The following is a 15,800-nucleotide window of genomic DNA, read 5'->3' as shown; positions in this document are numbered from 1 at the left end:
TGTATATGGCTGCCGGTCGGCTCGCGGTCACCTGACCACCCCGTGGTGTTCAACCGGCATGGACACGATCGGCGCCATGTCGATGCGTATCGTGCGGACCGCCCTCGCCGCGGCCGTCCTGGGCGCCGGCCTGCTCGCCGTTCCGGCGCAGGCCGAGCCGGCGCCGGAGTTCGACCTGCAGGCCCACCGCGGCGGCCTGGGGCTGCGCCCCGAGAGCACGCTCGCGTCGTTCGGCAACGCCCTGCAGCTGGGCGTGACGACGCTGGAGCTGGACATCCAGATCACCCGCGACGGGCAGGCCGTCGTCACCCACGACCGGCGGATCAACCCGGCCAAGTGCGCCGACACCGCGCCGGTCACGCCGGGCGACCCGCAGTTCCCGTACGCCCAGGGCCGCTACATCGAGGACCTCACGCTGGCCCAGCTGCGCACGCTCGACTGCGGCTCGCGGCAGCTGGCCGGGTATCCGCAGCAGCAGGTCGTGCCCGGCGCCGGGATGCCGCTGCTCAGCGAGGTGTTCGACCTGGTGAAGCGGTACGGCGCCGACGACGTCATGCTGAACATCGAGACGAAGGTCGAGGCCGGCGCGCCGCACGAGACCGCGCCGCGCGAGCAGTTCGTGCAGGTCGTCGCCGCCGAGATCCGCGACGCGAAGATGGACAAGCAGGTCACCATCCAGTCGTTCGACTGGGGCGCGCTGATGCGGATGGGCGAGGTCGCGCCGCGGCTGCCGCTGGTCGCGCTCACCAACTACGACTTCCTGCAGGTCGACCGGCCGGGCGCGTCGCCGTGGCTGGGCGGCATCGACATCGACGACTTCGACGACGACCCGATCGCGGCGATCACGTCCTTCGGCGCCGACGCGTTCTCGCCGGTGCACGGCTTCCCGCAGGGCGGCTCGGTCAACGACCCGGACTACCGGCCCTACGTGACCCGGGAGATGGTCCGGCACGCGCACCGCAACGGCATCGAGGTCGTCCCGTGGACGATCGACGACCCGGCGACGATGGAGAAGCTCATCGACGACGGCGTCGACGGCATCATCACGGACTACCCGGACCGGCTGCGCACCGTCATGGCCGGCCGCGGCCTCGAGCTGCCGGAGCCGATCGCGTCGCCGCTGGACGTCCAGGCGCACCGCGGCGGGCGCTGGGACCGGCCGGAGAACACGCTGCCGGCGTTCGAGCACGCGCTGGCCAACCCGGCGATCTCCACGCTGGAGCTGGACACCGGCGTGACGGCGGACGGCGTGCTGGTCGTCACCCACGACCGGGCGATCAACGGCTCGCACTGCGTCGACACCGCGCCGGCCACCCCCGGCGACCCGGAGTACCCGTACGTCGGCGACCTCGTCCGTGACCTCACGCTGGCGCAGGTCAAGACCGTCGACTGCGGCACCAAGACGCTGCCGGAGCTGCCCGAGCAGGTGCCCGCGCCGGGCGCCCGGATCCCGACGCTGGACGAGGTGTTCGACCTGGTCGAGGCCAGCGGCCGGGACGACATCCGGTTCAACATCGAGACGAAGATCAGCCCGCTGGTGGACGACACGGCGCCGTACCGCGAGTTCACCCGGCTGCTGGTGACCGCGATCCAGGACGCGGGGCTGGTGGACCGGGCGACGATCCAGTCGTTCGACTGGCGCACGATCCGCTACGCCCGCCGGCTCGACCGCGACATCGAGACCGTCGCGCTGGTCTGGCAGTACGGTCCCGCGGAGTGCGCGACACTGGCCGACGAGTGCTCGCTGCGGGCGTCCTACGACGACCCGTCGGTCAAGAGCCCGTGGACGGACGGGATCGACTGGTGGCGGATCCAGGACCTCGGCCGCATGACGCGGCGGGCGGGCGCCGCGACGGTGTCGGCGAACTGGCAGGTGCACGACCCGGCCCAGGGCACCGTCGTGTCGCCGGACTGGTACCTGCGCGAGGACCCGTCGTACTTCCACGGGCCGTCGGTCGCCGAGCTGCAGCGTCAGGGCGTCAAGGTGGTCCCGTACACGATCAACGACGCGTCGGTCATGCAGCGCCTCATCGACCTGCGCGTCGACGGCATCATCACCGACGACCCGGATCTGCTGATCGAGGTGGCGACGCTCAACGGCCTGCGCTGAGCGGGCCGCCCCGTCGACGGGGCGCGTGACGGGCGGGCATACGGTCGGCAGACGCCGCCGCGTCAGGCTGGCCGTATGTCCCGTCCGCGCTGGTGTGTCGTCGTCGTCCGCTGCTGGGTGGACGGCGAGGACCTGAAGGTCCGGATGCTGGCGACCGGTGACGTCGAGGGGCGCCTGGTGCGCGGTTCCGCGGCGGCGGCCAGCGAGCAACTGGGCAGCTGGCTGACCGCCCTGCTGGCGCTCGAGCCGGCACCGGACCACGGCACCGGAGACGAGCCGGAGACGCCACGGTGACGATCACACACACGGACGGCGCCTACGGTCCTTGCCGTAGTCGTCCCCTGGAGGTCGTCATGAACACGCCCGCCATGGTGTCGCCCTTCGCCGGCAGCGCATTGCGGGCCGAGCGTCCGGCCGAACCCGGCGCGGACGAGTCGTCGCTGCCCGGGCTGCTCTCCCCGTTCTCCATCAGCCGGCTGGAAGCGTCCGCCGACGACGGCGAGCTGTTCGAGCAGCTGCTCGCCGAGCTGGAGGACGAGGCGTTCGACGACGCCGTCGAGGCGCTGGTCGACGAGGCCGCGGCCGTGCACCTGACCACGCCGTGGGACGGTGAGGCGTCGGACCGGGACGCTCAGTTGGAGGCGTGGTCGGCCCGGCTGCTCGACGAGTCGCGGCGTGTGCTGGACCATCTCGAGGAGACCTTCGCCGGCCGCACACCGGAGTCGGTCACCGAGGACGAGATCGAGCTGACCGCGGCGCAGGCGCGCACGGACACGATGAGCCCGGCCGCCGAGCAGTTCCTGGGCGGCCTGGTCGACAAGGTGAAGAGCGGCTTCGCGAAGGTCAAGAGTGCCGCCGCCGCGGTGGCGCGGACCGGCCTGGGCGTGCTGGGCCGCATCACCGGCCTCGGCCAGCTCACCGGCATCCTGAAGAAGCTGGTCGAGCCGCTGGTCACGCGGGTGCTCAACGCCGCGCGCAACCGGCTGCCGGCGTCGTTGCGGGGGCCGGCGGCCGCGCTGGCGGCCAAGCTCGGCCTCCGCGCGCCGGAGACCGGCCGCGAGGTAGCGCAGGACTTCGACCGGCAGTACGCGCAGGCGCTCACCGTGACCGACGAGGCGGCAGCCGAGGACCTGCTGCTCTCCGCCGCCGACGCCGGCCGGCCCGCCGGGGAGGACCCGGTCGCCGACCTCGACGCCGCGCGGGTCCGGCTGGCCGCTGAGCTGGCCGCGGCGGCGCCGGGGGAGGCGCCTGTCGCGCCGGTGGAGCAGTTCGTCCCCGCCGTCACGGCCGCGATGCCGCTGGTGCGCACCGCGGTCCGGCTGATCGGGCGCGACCGCGTCAAGCGGCTGCTGGCCGAGCCGCTGGCCGCCTTCATCGCGCCGTTCGTCGGCCGGCAGGCGGCGCAGTCGCTCGCCCCGCCGATCGCGGACACGGGGCTGCGGCTGCTGCGCCTGGAGCACGAGGAGCCCGCGGTGCTCGGGTCGGAGGCGCTCGTGTCGACGCTGGAGGAGACCGTGCGGCAGGTGGTGTCGCTGCCACCGGAGTCGCTGGCCGACGACGTCCGCGTCGCCGCCGAGGTGCAGGAGGCGTTCGCGGAGGCGGCCGCCCGTTACCTGCCGCCGAGTGTGCTCCGCGCCGACCTGGGGGAGGACCAGGCCGAGCCCGAGGCCGGTGGGTGGATCATGATGCCGCGCGGCCCGCGCCCGCGCTACCGCTACCGCGCGTACACGCACCCGTACCGGGTGCTGCTCAGCCGCCCTGCGGCCCGGGCGATCGTTGTCAGCGGCGACGAGACGCTCGAGGAACGGCTGCTCGACGACGGCGTCGGCGCTTGGCCGGCCGAGGTGGAGGTGCAGCTGTTCGAGGCGATGCCGGGCACGCTGCGGGGGCACCTGGCCGCGGCCGCCGGCGAAGACGGCACGCTGTCGCCGGACGAGTTCGGCGAGCTGACCCCGCAGGTGGCGGGCACGCTGCTGCAGCGCCCCGCACTCGGTGGCCGGCCCGGAGCCGGCGCGGCCGGCGCCCTCGGAACCGGCGGCGCACGCCCAGGCGCTCCCGCCACGCCCGGGCAGCGGTTCTTCCGCGTCGTCGTCCCCGGACGCCCGGGGCGCGCGCGGCGGGTGCGGCGGCTGGCCGTCCGCGTCGACCTGAGCGGCCCCGCGCCGCGGCTGCGGGTGCACCTGCGCATCGGTGAACGCACGGCGCACGCCTTGGCCACGCAGCTGGACCGCCGGGCGCACACGCAGGTCGTCGCGGCCGTCCGGCGGCTCCTGGGGTCGCCCGCCCGGGACTGGCTGACGCAGCGGCTGGGCCGGTCGCGCGCCCTGAACACGCCGCGCCCCATGCCGCCCGAGCGCCGCCGCGCGCTGGCGGAGGCGCTGGCGGAGGGCATGACCACGGCGCTGGCCAAGGAACTGCCGGCCGCCGGCCCGACCCTGGCGCGGGCCGCCCAGGACCCCGCCGCCGGGCTGACCCTCACGTTCACGTTCCCGTTCGCCGGGCGTGCCGCCCTCGAGGCTGGCACACCGGGCACACCCGTACTGGCGATCCGGCCGGGGCTGCGCCATGGCTGAGCCCGCCGCGGCCGAGCCCGAGCGCGTGCAGCTGGCGGCGGAGATCGCGCACTGGCGCCACGCCGCCGACGCGCTGGCCGACCTGGACACCATCGCCTCGCCCGCCGCCTGGGCGGGTCTGGAGGAGTACCTGCGCATGCGGGTGCGCGACCGGCTCGCCGCCGCCGTCGCTGACCTCTCGCTTGAGGCAGCGCAGTGCGCGGCGGCCCTGACCCGCGGCGACGACAGCGGCGCGGTGCGCCGCCGGGTACTCGCGCTGCGCCGCCGCTACCTGCAGGTCGAGACCATCCTGGACTTCTACGGTGACGCCGTCGGCTCGCGCACCAACCCGGCACTGGCCGCCGTCCTGCGCGGGCTGGACGTGATCGCGGGCGACAGCCTCGACGTCATCCTGGGCCGGCTCGGCATCGCGGCGCCACCGGCCGTCGTCTACCTCGACAAGGGCCTGGGAGCGGCGATCCTGCGCGCGGACGTCCGGCTCTGGGACCGGACCAGCCCGTCGCCCGTCGCGGCGATCAAGCTCACCCGCCACAACCTCAGCTATCCGACCGCCATCCTGCACGAGTGCGGCCATCAGGTCGGGCATCTGACCGGCTGGAACGCGGAGCTGGCCGATGCGCTCGCGGCGGCGCTGGCGCCACGGTCACGCGAGCTGGCCGAGGCATGGCGCGGCTGGTCGAGCGAGCTGGCGGCCGACGTCCACGCCTTCGCCCAGGCAGGCTGGGCGCCGGTGCCGGCGCTGGCCAACGTGGTCGACGGCGACACCACCGCGGTGTACACGGCGGTACCGGGCGATCCGCACCCGTTCCCGTGGATCAGGGTGATCGTCAACGCGGCCCTGTGCCGGAGCTGGTTCGGCGCCGGTCCGTGGGACGGCCTGGCCGAGGCATGGGCGCGCCGCCACCCGCCGGAACGGGCGCCGGCCGAGATCGCCGGCCTGGCCCGCCTGAGCGTCGACGCGCTCGACGACATCGTGCGGGTCTGCACCCGCCGGCCGATGGCGGCGTTCGGCGGGCAGCCGCTGTCCGCGCTCGCCGACCCGGCCCGCCGCTCGCCCGCCACGCTGGACGAGTTGGCCCGCCGGGCCGGGCCGTCGCTGCTGACCTCGCAGTACCTCGCCCGCCGCGAGCCGCTGACCGTGCTGGCCTGGCTCGCGATTCGGCCGCTCACGGACCCGGTCAACGGCGCGGCCCACCGCCGGGCCGTGCTCGCCTGGCTGGCCCGGCTCTCGCCCGAGGCGCCCGCGCGGGCCGCCTGACCATCGGAGAAGGAGATCGACATGTCCGCTGACCGCCCACCGGACGGCGGCCTGCCGTCCGAGGCGACGCTGCGCGAGTTCGTGCGGGCCCTGCAGGACGTCGCCACCGCGATCACCCGGCACTCGGACGAGCCGCACGACGGCCGGGGTCGCGGCGACGGGGATCGACCTGCCTCCGCGGCCCAGCGGCGCGCCGTCCTCGACTACCGGGTGCTCGGCGCCCTGACCGGCCGGCTCGCGCCGGGCGGCGTCCTGGTGAGCGCGCGGCGGTTCCAGGACAAGGACCGGGAACGGATCGAGCTGCAGCCGCTGCCGCCGTCCGCGGCCCGGGTGGCCGTGCAGGCCGCCGGCGAGAAGGAGCAGGAACTGCTCGGCATCGACCGCGGCTCCGGCTCCTCCGGCACCGTCACGCTCGACCGCACCCGCGGCAAGGACATCGCGCGCCTCGAGGTGTGGAACGGCGCCGGCCAGCCGATCCGGCTGGGACCCCGGCTGCCGCGCCTGCCGTCCCAGACCCCGGTCGATTGACCAGCCGAAGGGGGCCCACGACATGTTCAGAAACCTTGCCCAGCTGTTCGCCGCGACACCCGGCCGCGACCGCCGGGACGTGTTCCTCGTCCACCCGATCCAGCTCAGCCGCTGGCTCGACGAGGCGTGGGACAGCGCCCGGACGGTGCCCGCGTTCGGCGACCCGACCACCCTCGAACCGTTCCTCGGCGCGGCCGACGTCGTGGAGACGCTGAACCTGCCCCGGCCGCAGGTGACCACCGGCGCCGAGGTCGCGCCGTCCGGTGTGGTGCTGACCGACCCCGACGTCTTCGGCGGCCAAGCGCTGCGGCCGCAGGCCAGCGGGCTGGCGTGGGACCATCTGGCGTACGCGTACCTCGTGGAGTCAACCGGGGTGTTCGAGGTGCTGGCCGAGGTGATCCGCCGCCTGGTCACCGGCGAGACCCTGGACACGCTCTCCGCCGGCGGACTGCGCTGGGTGCGGGCCACCGAGGAGCTGTTCTTCCGCGACCCGCCGCTGTTCTCCATCGGCGGCGTGACCAGTGCCGTGCGGCCGGACGACCGGGTCAACCGGCGCAACTGCATGTGGCGGATGTTCGGCATGGACCTCCCGCACCCGATCCCGGCGCGCTGGGCCAGGCCAGGCTCGGCCGGCGAGCAGGACTGGAAGTCCGACACCGGCAGCGGCGTCAATACCGGGTTCCGGGAGAAGTGGACCGAGCTGTTGCGGCAGGTGTGGCTCGGCATCGAGAACGCCCGCAACGAGAGCGGCCCGAACGCCACCGACAAGGAGTACGTGGCGTTCCTGTGCACCGCGCTGAAGGACATGATGGCCATGCGCCGCCGCGGCGGGCAGCTCGCGCGCGAGGAGTTCGTGTACGTCGCCACCATGAGCTGGTTCCATCTGACCCTCGAGACCCCCGACACGCCGATCGTGGTCGACCTGCGAGCCGACGCGACCAACGCGGCGGACCGGCTGGCGAAGATCGCTCAGCGGGTCGGCCTACAACCGGCGGCGCGGTCGCGCGAGCTGTTCGAGCTGGCCGATCTGATGTCGGCGATGCTGCGGGCGATCGAGCTGGGCGTGTTCGACACGGGCGAGAAGGCGGAGACGCTCTACGTGCCGCTGGCCGGCGGCGTCAACGCCCAGTTGCTGCAGGACATGAACCGGATCATCGACCTGTGGCAGTCCGCGACCGGGGACCGGGTGAAGGACCGGCCCGTCGGTGGCGTCGTCGGGAGCCTGAGCGCCCAGCCGCTGCGCATCCCCGCACCGCCGCCGCCCGTGCCGTCGCTGCCCGCCCCGGCGCCGACGCCCGCCGTCGCCACCAACGGCCGCGGCTGAGACGGAGGCCGTCATGACGAGCGAACCGCTCATCGCCACCCTCCTGGAGTCGCCGTTCGCGCCGGCCGAGGCGACGCCCGAGCCGGCCGGGGAGCAGGAGTCGTGGGGACACCTCTACGAGGCGCCGGGCGAGCCGGCCTTCGAGGAGCAGGCCGCGCCCGCCCTGTCGCGGCTGACCCGGACCTTCCCGCCGGCGGCACTTGCCGAACTGCCCGACGTGCTGCGGGCCAAACCGCTGGTGAGCGCCGAGGTGACCGTGCGGACCGAACGGATCCTGTGGATGATCGCGGGGGCGCGGGGGAACACGGGCGCGGAGCCGGGCTGGGGCGACCGCCTGCTGGTCGACCTGCCCGACCTCCCCAAGGCCGGGCCCAGCAGCACCGTGCACGTCCTGGTCGTCGAGGCGGTGCCGTTCGACGTCAATGAGCAGGACAAGCTCCGGGCGTTCCAGCGGTTCTGCCAGAAGGCGTACCCGAAAGTGTCGCCGTTCGACGCGGTCTCGGTCGGGCCGTGGACGATGAACCGCTGGCTGGAGGAGGCTCTGGAGCTCGCCCCCGGCTCGCTGGCCGCGGCAGCCGGGCTGTCCACCCAGCTGACGGTCGACCAGGCGGCCACCTACAAGCTGGTCGTGTACGCGCTGCTGCCGCGGACCGTCGGTGCGGTCGTGGCGCCGATGGACCAGCGGTCGCTGCGCGGCTTCCCGTTCGCGAAGGCCACCCTGACGGAGGAGCACGAGCGGCTGATCGCGTCGCTGGCGCGCGAGATCGTCCGCAGCTGGTACTCGCGGCGTATCGTGACGAAGATCGTCGTGCAGGGCCACACCGACCCCGTCGGCACCCGCGCCTACAACCTGGACCTCGGCCGCCGCCGGGCCCAGGCGGTGGCGGCCCGGCTCAAGGAGCTGGTCGCCCAGCAGGCCGGCCGATTGCCCGTCGGCACGGTGGAGCGGATCGAGTACGTCATCGAGAGCTACGGCGAGGACCGGCCGTTCTCGACCCGACTGCACACCTTGAACCGCCGGGTCGAGATCACCGTGTACCGGGACTACACGCCGCCGCCGGACCCGCTGGTGCTGGACGAGGTGATCGTGCGGGTCACGCCGCTGCTGTCGTCGCCCACGCTGACACCGGAGGCGGTGAAGCGTCTGAAGTGCGTGCTGGCCAAGATCAAGCAGCCCGGCATGGACGACCGGTTCGCCAGCGACACCCAGGTGTTTCTCATCAAGCGCGACAACCAGATGCCCAGGCCGGAGGAGTGGAGCCGCGTGCTGTCCCGGCTGCTGCATCCGGACCTGTTCGGCCCGCAGGTGCCCGAGGACCGGCTCACCACCAACCTGCGGCTGCTCGACGAGGACATCGCCGGCGGCATCGTGAAGATGAGCCAGATCATCGCCTACGCCTCCGGCGCCGAGTGGGGCCTGGGGCTGCTGGCGCTGCCGAAGGCCTTCAAGCAGTTCAACGCGTGGATCATCGACCGGCTGAAGGATCAGGCGAGCATCTACAGCTGTTATGCGGAGGACTTCCTGGAGTAGGCGCGGGCACACCCTAGGCGAGTCGCGATCATGCGAGTACAACAGTGACTAAGCCGGATCCGCGAGCCATCGCGTGGGTCCGGCGAAACGGGGGGTGTCGCTGATGGCTGCGGTGAATCAGATTGCTGACCTGCACGTCATCGGTGCCTTCGAGGTCCTCGTCGCCGGTGTTCCGGTCGCGCTGCCCGCCGGTCCGCGGCGCCTGCTGGCCTACCTCGCCGTCAACGGCGGTGCGCAGCGCCGCGACGCGGTGACGGGCCAGCTGTGGGGCTGGGTGCCGCAGGCGCAGGCGCGGGCGAGACTGCGCACGGCGCTGTGGCGGATCGGCCAGCTCCCGGCCGGCCTGGTTCGCAGCGGCCGCGACGAGCTCCAGCTGCGGCCGTCGGTGCGGGTCGACCTCGCCGAGAGCGCGGGGCTCGCGCGCGGCCTGCTCGACCCGTCCGGCCGTGACCGGCTGCCCGACTCGGCCGACCTGCTCACCGACGACATCCTCCCCGGCTGGGACGAGGACTGGCTGCAACTGGAGCGCGAGCGGCACCGTCAGCTGCGCATCCACGCCCTCGAGGCGCTCAGCCGCCGCCTCACCGCGGCAGGCCGGTTCGGCGCGGCCATCGACGTGGCGTACCGGGCGATCGCGGCCGAGCCGCTGCGGGAGTCCGCGTGGTGCGCGTTGATCCGCGCCCACCTGGCCGAGGGCAACCGCTCGGTCGCCTCGCACCAGCTCGGCGAGTACCGGCGGCTGCTGGCCGACGAGCTGGGCGTCGATCCGTCCGAGACGATCGAGGCGCTGCTCAGCCCACCAGCAGGCCTACGCCGATCAGGGCCATGACCAGCGCGATCAGCCCGTCCAGCAGTCGCCAGGCGCCTGGCCGCTCGAAGACCGAGCCGAGCGACCGGGCGCCGAACCCGAGCGCGGTGAACCAGGTCACCGACGCCGTCATCGCGCCCAGTCCGTAGAGCCAGCGGCCGTCGTCGCCGTGCTGGTTGGCCAGCGCGCCGAGCAGCACGACGGTGTCGAGGTACACGTGCGGGTTGAGGAACGTGAAGCCCAGGCACGCGAGCACCGCCGCCCGCGCCGTCGTCGCCGCGCCGTTCCCGGCCACCAGCGACGACGGTCGCAGCGCGCGCCGCGCCGCGAGCGCGCCGTAGGCCAGCACGAACGCCGCGCCGCCGTACCGGGCGACGTCCAGCGCCCACGGGCGCGCCGTCAGCGCGGCGCCCAGCCCGGCGATCCCGGCGCCGATCAGCAGCGCGTCCGCCGCCGCGCACACCGCCACGACCGGGACGACGTGCCGGCGGGCGACGCCCTGGCGCAGGACGAACGCGTTCTGCGCGCCGATCGCGACGATCAGCGACAGCGAGGTGACGAACCCGACGGCGGCACTGGACATGCCCTCGACGCTAGGGTCGTCGCCGCCCGAAGACCAGCTAAAGTTTCTACGCCTTCATTAGCATGGCTTCATGATGCGGATCGACCTCCCCCAGCTCAGCGCGTTCGCCGCCGTCGTCGACGAGGGCAGCTTCGAGGCGGCCGCTCGCCGGCTGCACGTGACGCCGTCGGCCGTCAGCCAGCGGGTGAAGGCGCTGGAGGCGCGGCTGGGCCGCGTCCTCGTCACCCGGACGCGGCCCACCGGCGCGACGGAGGCCGGGCAGGTGCTGGCCCGGTACGCGCGGCAGCTGCGGCTGCTGGAGAGCGAGGCGCTGGCCGGGCTCGCCGCCGACGACGCCGAGGTGCGGCTGGCGGTGGCCGTCAACGGCGACTCGCTGGCGACGTGGTTCCTGCCGGCGCTGACCGGGCTGGCCGGCGAGCGCGGCGCCCGGTTCGAGATCCACCAGGAGGACCAGGACCACTCGGCGACGCTGCTGCGCGAGGGCGCCGTGCTGGCCGCCGTCACGGCCGATCCTCGCGCGGTCCAGGGCTGCAGCGTGCGCGCGCTCGGCCGGATGCGCTACCTCGGCGTCGCGACGCCGGACTTCGCCCGGCGCTGGTTCCCGGACGGCCCGACGGCGGCGGCGCTCGGCATGGCCACGACGCTGGTCTTCAACAGCAAGGACGCCCTGCAGTCGCGGTTCGCCCGCGAGCTCGCCGGCCGCCGCGTCGACCCGCCGGCCACCGTGCTGCCGTCGTCGGTGGGGTTCGCCGACGCGACCATCCTCGGCCTGGCCTGGGCGATGCTGCCCGAGTCGATGGCCCGCGCGCCCCTCGACGACGGCCGGCTGGTCGAGATCGCGCCCGGCCGCCACCTCGACGTGCCGCTCTACTGGCAGCGCTGGAAGCTGGCGTCGCCGCTGCTCACCGCCCTCACCGACGCCGTCGTCGCGGCGGCCGCCGGTCAGCTGCGGGCGCCGAAGCCGTAGATCGTCGTGCGCGCGAGCGTCTCGGCGTCCTCGGGCCGGGGGAGCGCGACGTTGGTGAGGATGCGCAGCACGATCACCCCGGCGAACCAGTCGAACATCAGCTGGCGGTCGGCGTCGGGCGGGAGCTCGCCACGGTCGATCGCGCGGTCGAACACCGCGCCGGACTCGGCCAGCCGGGTGGCCAGCGAGGCGCGGTACAGCTCGCCGACGCGGGGGTCGCGGCCGGCCTCCGTCGCGGCCAGCCGGAAGAACGCCCGGCCGTCGTCGCTGCCGGCCAGGCGCAGGATGTCGGTGTAGACCTCGGTGAGGTCGCCGAGCAGCGTGCCGGTGTCCGGGACCCGCACCTCCAGCGCGAACAGCGTCTCGGCGGCCGCCAGCGCCAGCTCGTCCTTGCTGGCCCAGCGCCGGTACAGCGTCGCCTTGCCGACACCGGCCCGCTCCGCCACCGCGTCCACCGTCATGCCGTCGACGCCGCGTTCCAGCAGCAGGCCGGCGGCGGCCTCGCGGATGCGCCGGTCCGCCTCCGGGTCCCGGGGACGGCCGCGGCGGGGCTCGTCAGTCCTGTTCATCACGGGCATGGCTGGGCAGCCAGAGCAGCGCGACCAGCGCGCCGACCAGGACGACGATCCCGGCGACGGCGGTCGTCGTGGTCATGGCGTCGACGAACGCGGCGTCGGCGGCGTGGACGAGGGCCGCGGCGGGCTCGGCGGGCAGCTCGCCGGCGGCGGCGTAGGCGCCCTGGATGCTGTCCTCGACGGCGTGCGCGGCCTGGGCCGGCAACTGTGCGGTGGCGTCGTCCACCTGCGCAGCGTAGACGGAGTTCAGCACCGAGATCAGCACCGCGACGCCGAGCGCGCCGCCGACCTGGCGGACGGTGTCGTTGACCGCCGAGCCGACGCCCGCCTTGGCCCGCGGCACCGCGCCCATGACCGACTCCGTCGCCGGGCCCATCGCGAACGCCATGCCGAACCCCATGACGATCGTCGCGGTCAGGCCGCGCGGCGCGTAGCCGCTGCCGACCGTCGTCCCCGTGAAGATCCAGAACGACACCGCGAGCAGCGCCAGCCCGAACACCGTCGGCCACTTCTCGCCGACCCGCTGCGCGACCGCCATGGCGAGCGGACCGCCGATGACCAGGCCGATCGCCAGCGGCAGGATGCGCAGGCCGGCCTCCAGCGGCGTGTAGCCGAGCACCGTCTGCAGGTAGACGGAGAGGAAGAACGCGGCGCCCATCATCGCGAAGAACACCAGCGTGATCGAGATCGCGGGGACGCTGAAGCGGCGGTCGAGGAAGAACTCGACCGGCAGCATGGGGTGCGGGTGGCGGCGCTCCCACAGCACGAAGCCGGCCAGGATCGCCAGCGCCGCCGCGATCGCGCCCAGGGTGACGGCGTCGGTCCAGCCGCGCTCCGGCGCCTCGATCAGCGCCCACACGAGCGCGACCAGCCCGGCGCACGACAGCGCCGCGCCGACGAGGTCCAGCCGCGGCGCCCGCCGGTCCCGCGACTCCGGGATCAGCCAGAACCCGAGCAGCAGCGCGGCGCCGGCGACCGGCACGTTGATCATCAGCGCCGAGCCCCACCAGAAGTGCTCCAGCAGCCAGCCGCCGACCGCCGGCCCGCCGGCGATGCCGATGCCGGCCATCGCCGCCCATACGCCGATCGCCCGCTTGCGCTCCGCCGGGTCTCGGAACACGTCGATGAGGATCGACAGCGTGCTCGGCATGATCAGCGCGCCGCCCATGCCCATGACCGTCCGCGCCGCGATGACGGTGCCGGGGTCGTTCGCCGTCGCGCCCCACACGCTCGCACCGGCGAACACGATCAGCCCGGCGGCCAGCGCCAGCTTGCGCCCGTACTTGTCGCCCCACGCCCCGGCCGTCAGCAGCAGCCCGGCGAACGCCAGCGTGTAGGCGTCGATGATCCACTGCAGCTCGCTGGCGGTGGCGCCGAGGTCGCGCTGCATGGTCGGGATCGCGGTGTTGAGGACGGTCGTGTCCATCCCGATGAGCACGAGGCTCAGCGACAACACCCCGAGCGTCGCCCACCGGCGGCGGTGGGCGCGGTCGGGGAGGGCGGCGGACTCGGTGTCGAGCGGTGTGAGCGTCATGAGCACTTCCGAGACTGGAGGGTTCCGTATATGAGAGATGCTAGACCCGTCAGTCTCGAAATCGAACCGGCCGCCTACGTGGGCTGCGTCACGGTGGGGGACCGGGTCAGCCGCCGGCGCCGTCGAGCCAGGCCAGGACGGCCAGCACACGCCGGTTGTCGTCGGGGGCCTGCGGCAGGTCTAGCTTGGTGAAGATGCTGTTGATGTGCTTGGTGACCGCGCCCTCCGAGACGTGCAGGCGGGCGCCGATGGCGGCGTTGGAGCGGCCCTGCGCCATGAGCGTCAGCACCTCGCGTTCGCGCTCGGTCAGCCGGTCGACCGGGTCGGGACGGCTGGTCAGCAGGCCCGCCACCACCTCGGGGTCGAGCACGGTGCCGCCGGCCGCGACCTGACGGACCGCGGCGAGGAAGCCGTCGACGTCGGCGACGCGGTCCTTGAGCAGGTAGCCGATCGAGCCCTGACCGTCGGCGAGCAGGTCGCGCGCGTAGATCGGCTCGACGTGCTGGCTGAGCACCAGGACGGGCAGCGCCGGCCGCGACGCGCGGGCCATGGTCGCCGCCGTCAGGCCCTCGGTGGTGAACGTGGGCGGCAGCCGGACGTCGAGGATCGCGACGTCGAAGTCGTCCTTGGCCAGCGCCGCGGCCAGCGTGGCGGCGTCCTGCACCGCGTCGACGACCTCGATGCCGTCGGACTCCAGGATGCGGGTCAGCCCCACGCGCAGCAGCGCCTGGTCCTCGGCGATCAACGCTCTCAGCTCTGCCACGGCACCTCCAGGCTCACGGTGGTCGGGCCGCCGGCCGGGCTCTCCACGGCGACGGTCCCGTCGAACGCCGCCAGCCGGCGCGCGATGCCGGCCAGCCCGGACCCGCGCGGGTCGGCGCCGCCGCGGCCGTCGTCGCCGACGACGAGGCGGACGCGGCCGGGCTCGGCGACGCCGGTCACCCACATACGGGTGGCGGCGGCGTGCTTGACGGCGTTGGCCAGGCACTCGGCGACGGCGAAGTAGAGGGCCGACTCGACCGGGGCCGGGAGCCGCTCGGGCAGCCGCAGCGTCACCGTCACCGGCGCCGGCAGCGCCACCGCGAGCGCCTCGACGGCGCCGGTCAGACCGCTGTCGGCCAGTGCGGGCGGGTGGATGCCGCGGACCACGGAGCGCAGGTCTTCCAGGGCGGAGACGGTGCCTTCGCGCGCCTCGCGCAGCAGCTCGGCGGCGGCCGCGGGGTCGGTCCTCATCAGCCGCTCGGCCAGGCCGACGTTCATGCCGACGGCGGCGATGCGGGCCTGGGCGCCGTCGTGCAGGTCGCGTTCGATGCGCCGCACCTCGGCGGCGGAGTGGTCGATCAGCTCGGCCCGGGTCTTCTCGACCTCGACGACGCGTTCGGCCAGCCGGCGGGTCTGCGAGTGGCCGAGGATCGCGGCGTCGGCCAGTGCCCGCGCCCGCACCAGCCACGGCGTGCCGGCCCACCACAGCGCCGTCATCGGCACGGCGAGCACCGTTAACACCGGCCACACGGACCCGCCGTCGACCAGCAGCATCGTGCCGTGCACCGGCAACGACAGCAGCAGCCCGGCCGGGAGCAGCGACAGCGCCAGCCCGCCGGTCGCGGCGAACCCGACGAGCGCCAGCTCGCGCCAGCGCCGCGGGTCGCGGACCCAGGTGGCGATCAGCCGCAGCGGCGAGCGCCGCGGTCCGTCGACGGGGTGGTCGGGCAGGTCGGTGTCGAGCAGCCCTTCGGCGATCGTGCGCAGGACGTTCACCAGCGTCGCCGTGCCGTGCACGACGATCAGCGCGATCCACAGCCCGATGCCGATGACGCTGAGCGGCACCGCCATGATCGCCAGGATCAGCAGGATCCAGGCGGGCACGGCCAGCGCGGCGGTCCCGGTGGCGACGGCGGTCAGCCGGAGCCGCTCGAGCAGGCCCGGCACGTCGACCGGGAACAGCGGCAGCGCCACGGCCGGGGCGGGCCGGCCCGAGGGCCGCCCGCCGCCCGCGTGGTCCACCACCG

Annotated in this window: 14 protein-coding genes and 1 pseudogene; 10 read left to right on the top strand and 5 right to left on the bottom strand. The window is 74.2% G+C overall.

The features are described from left to right. Positions 1 to 76: 76 nt before the first annotated feature. From C1I92_RS35610 to C1I92_RS13340, 9 genes and pseudogenes are all read left to right on the top strand, one after another. Positions 77 to 1,120: pseudogene (locus C1I92_RS35610) on the top strand (glycerophosphodiester phosphodiesterase); the annotation flags it as partial. Then, a complete protein-coding gene (locus C1I92_RS35605) occupies positions 1,097 to 2,110 on the top strand; it encodes a glycerophosphodiester phosphodiesterase family protein (RefSeq protein WP_369124097.1) in 1,014 nt (337 codons plus the stop codon). The pseudogene C1I92_RS35610 and the gene C1I92_RS35605, both read left to right, overlap by 24 nt. Before the next feature lie 75 nt (positions 2,111 to 2,185). Then, positions 2,186 to 2,404, top strand: a complete 219-nt coding sequence (locus C1I92_RS33375) for a hypothetical protein (RefSeq protein WP_146605133.1) — start codon at positions 2,186 to 2,188, stop codon at positions 2,402 to 2,404. 59 nt (positions 2,405 to 2,463) lie between these two features. Further along, positions 2,464 to 4,683 carry a hypothetical protein gene (locus C1I92_RS13365; RefSeq protein ID WP_111255156.1) on the top strand — a complete coding sequence of 740 codons (2,220 nt, stop codon included), beginning with the start codon at positions 2,464 to 2,466 and terminating at the stop codon, positions 4,681 to 4,683. After that, positions 4,676 to 5,941 (top strand): hypothetical protein, encoded by a 1,266-nt coding sequence (locus C1I92_RS13360; RefSeq protein WP_111255155.1) that lies wholly within the window; start codon positions 4,676 to 4,678, stop codon positions 5,939 to 5,941. The genes C1I92_RS13365 and C1I92_RS13360 overlap by 8 nt, the downstream gene beginning before the upstream one ends. Before the next feature lie 21 nt (positions 5,942 to 5,962). After that, the gene (locus C1I92_RS13355; protein WP_111255154.1) at positions 5,963 to 6,469 is read left to right on the top strand and encodes a hypothetical protein; all 507 of its coding nucleotides are present in this window, start codon (positions 5,963 to 5,965) and stop codon (positions 6,467 to 6,469) included. A gap of 22 nt (positions 6,470 to 6,491) precedes the next feature. After that, complete coding sequence (locus C1I92_RS13350; protein ID WP_111255153.1) at positions 6,492 to 7,793, top strand: hypothetical protein; 1,302 nt, start codon at positions 6,492 to 6,494, stop codon at positions 7,791 to 7,793. A 13-nt stretch (positions 7,794 to 7,806) separates the two neighbouring features. Then, positions 7,807 to 9,324: an OmpA family protein gene (locus tag C1I92_RS13345; protein WP_111255152.1), complete on the top strand. Its 1,518-nt coding sequence runs from the start codon at positions 7,807 to 7,809 to the stop codon at positions 9,322 to 9,324. Positions 9,325 to 9,427: 103 nt separating this feature from the next. Continuing rightward, on the top strand, positions 9,428 to 10,153 hold the full coding sequence (locus tag C1I92_RS13340) for an AfsR/SARP family transcriptional regulator (RefSeq protein ID WP_146605132.1): 726 nt from the start codon (positions 9,428 to 9,430) through the stop codon (positions 10,151 to 10,153). On the opposite strand, the gene C1I92_RS13335 is transcribed toward C1I92_RS13340, so the two are convergent. Continuing rightward, positions 10,116 to 10,715: a LysE/ArgO family amino acid transporter gene (locus C1I92_RS13335; RefSeq protein ID WP_111255150.1), complete on the bottom strand. Its 600-nt coding sequence runs from the start codon at positions 10,713 to 10,715 to the stop codon at positions 10,116 to 10,118. The genes C1I92_RS13340 and C1I92_RS13335 overlap by 38 nt on opposite strands. A gap of 73 nt (positions 10,716 to 10,788) precedes the next feature. Here C1I92_RS13335 and C1I92_RS13330 point away from each other — a divergent pair, with 73 nt between their 5' ends. Beyond that, positions 10,789 to 11,682 carry a LysR family transcriptional regulator ArgP gene (locus tag C1I92_RS13330; RefSeq protein WP_111255192.1) on the top strand — a complete coding sequence of 298 codons (894 nt, stop codon included), beginning with the start codon at positions 10,789 to 10,791 and terminating at the stop codon, positions 11,680 to 11,682. Here the strand turns inward: C1I92_RS13330 and C1I92_RS13325 are convergent. From C1I92_RS13325 to C1I92_RS13310, 4 genes are all read right to left on the bottom strand, one after another. Further along, positions 11,658 to 12,251, bottom strand: a complete 594-nt coding sequence (locus C1I92_RS13325) for a TetR/AcrR family transcriptional regulator (RefSeq protein WP_111255149.1) — start codon at positions 12,249 to 12,251, stop codon at positions 11,658 to 11,660. The two genes, C1I92_RS13330 and C1I92_RS13325, sit on opposite strands and share 25 nt — an antisense overlap. After that, positions 12,238 to 13,791, bottom strand: a complete 1,554-nt coding sequence (locus C1I92_RS13320; protein ID WP_111255148.1) for an MFS transporter — start codon at positions 13,789 to 13,791, stop codon at positions 12,238 to 12,240. Before C1I92_RS13320 ends, C1I92_RS13325 begins: the two co-directional genes overlap by 14 nt. A 106-nt stretch (positions 13,792 to 13,897) precedes the next feature. Further along, positions 13,898 to 14,545 (bottom strand): response regulator, encoded by a 648-nt coding sequence (locus tag C1I92_RS13315; RefSeq protein ID WP_111255191.1) that lies wholly within the window; start codon positions 14,543 to 14,545, stop codon positions 13,898 to 13,900. Continuing rightward, complete coding sequence (locus C1I92_RS13310) at positions 14,542 to 15,798, bottom strand: sensor histidine kinase (protein ID WP_199521190.1); 1,257 nt, start codon at positions 15,796 to 15,798, stop codon at positions 14,542 to 14,544. Before C1I92_RS13310 ends, C1I92_RS13315 begins: the two co-directional genes overlap by 4 nt. Positions 15,799 to 15,800: the final 2 nt, after the last annotated feature.

Origin of the sequence: Jiangella anatolica, assembly GCF_003236295.1 — a bacterium.
In the GTDB taxonomy this organism is placed as follows: domain Bacteria; phylum Actinomycetota; class Actinomycetes; order Jiangellales; family Jiangellaceae; genus Jiangella; species Jiangella anatolica.
Note: the sequence above shows the minus strand (reverse complement) of the source record. Positions and strands in the feature narration are given on the sequence as shown.

Coding starts and splice junctions, on each gene's coding strand:
- C1I92_RS13365 (WP_111255156.1), top strand. CDS start 2,464: ATGAACACGCCCGCCATGGTGTCGCCCTTCGCCGGCAGCGCATTGCGG.
- C1I92_RS13335 (WP_111255150.1), bottom strand. CDS start 10,715: ATGTCCAGTGCCGCCGTCGGGTTCGTCACCTCGCTGTCGCTGATCGTC.
- C1I92_RS13340 (WP_146605132.1), top strand. CDS start 9,428: ATGGCTGCGGTGAATCAGATTGCTGACCTGCACGTCATCGGTGCCTTC.
- C1I92_RS13360 (WP_111255155.1), top strand. CDS start 4,676: ATGGCTGAGCCCGCCGCGGCCGAGCCCGAGCGCGTGCAGCTGGCGGCG.
- C1I92_RS13330 (WP_111255192.1), top strand. CDS start 10,789: ATGCGGATCGACCTCCCCCAGCTCAGCGCGTTCGCCGCCGTCGTCGAC.
- C1I92_RS33375 (WP_146605133.1), top strand. CDS start 2,186: ATGTCCCGTCCGCGCTGGTGTGTCGTCGTCGTCCGCTGCTGGGTGGAC.
- C1I92_RS13320 (WP_111255148.1), bottom strand. CDS start 13,791: ATGACGCTCACACCGCTCGACACCGAGTCCGCCGCCCTCCCCGACCGC.
- C1I92_RS13325 (WP_111255149.1), bottom strand. CDS start 12,251: ATGAACAGGACTGACGAGCCCCGCCGCGGCCGTCCCCGGGACCCGGAG.
- C1I92_RS13345 (WP_111255152.1), top strand. CDS start 7,807: ATGACGAGCGAACCGCTCATCGCCACCCTCCTGGAGTCGCCGTTCGCG.
- C1I92_RS13350 (WP_111255153.1), top strand. CDS start 6,492: ATGTTCAGAAACCTTGCCCAGCTGTTCGCCGCGACACCCGGCCGCGAC.
- C1I92_RS13355 (WP_111255154.1), top strand. CDS start 5,963: ATGTCCGCTGACCGCCCACCGGACGGCGGCCTGCCGTCCGAGGCGACG.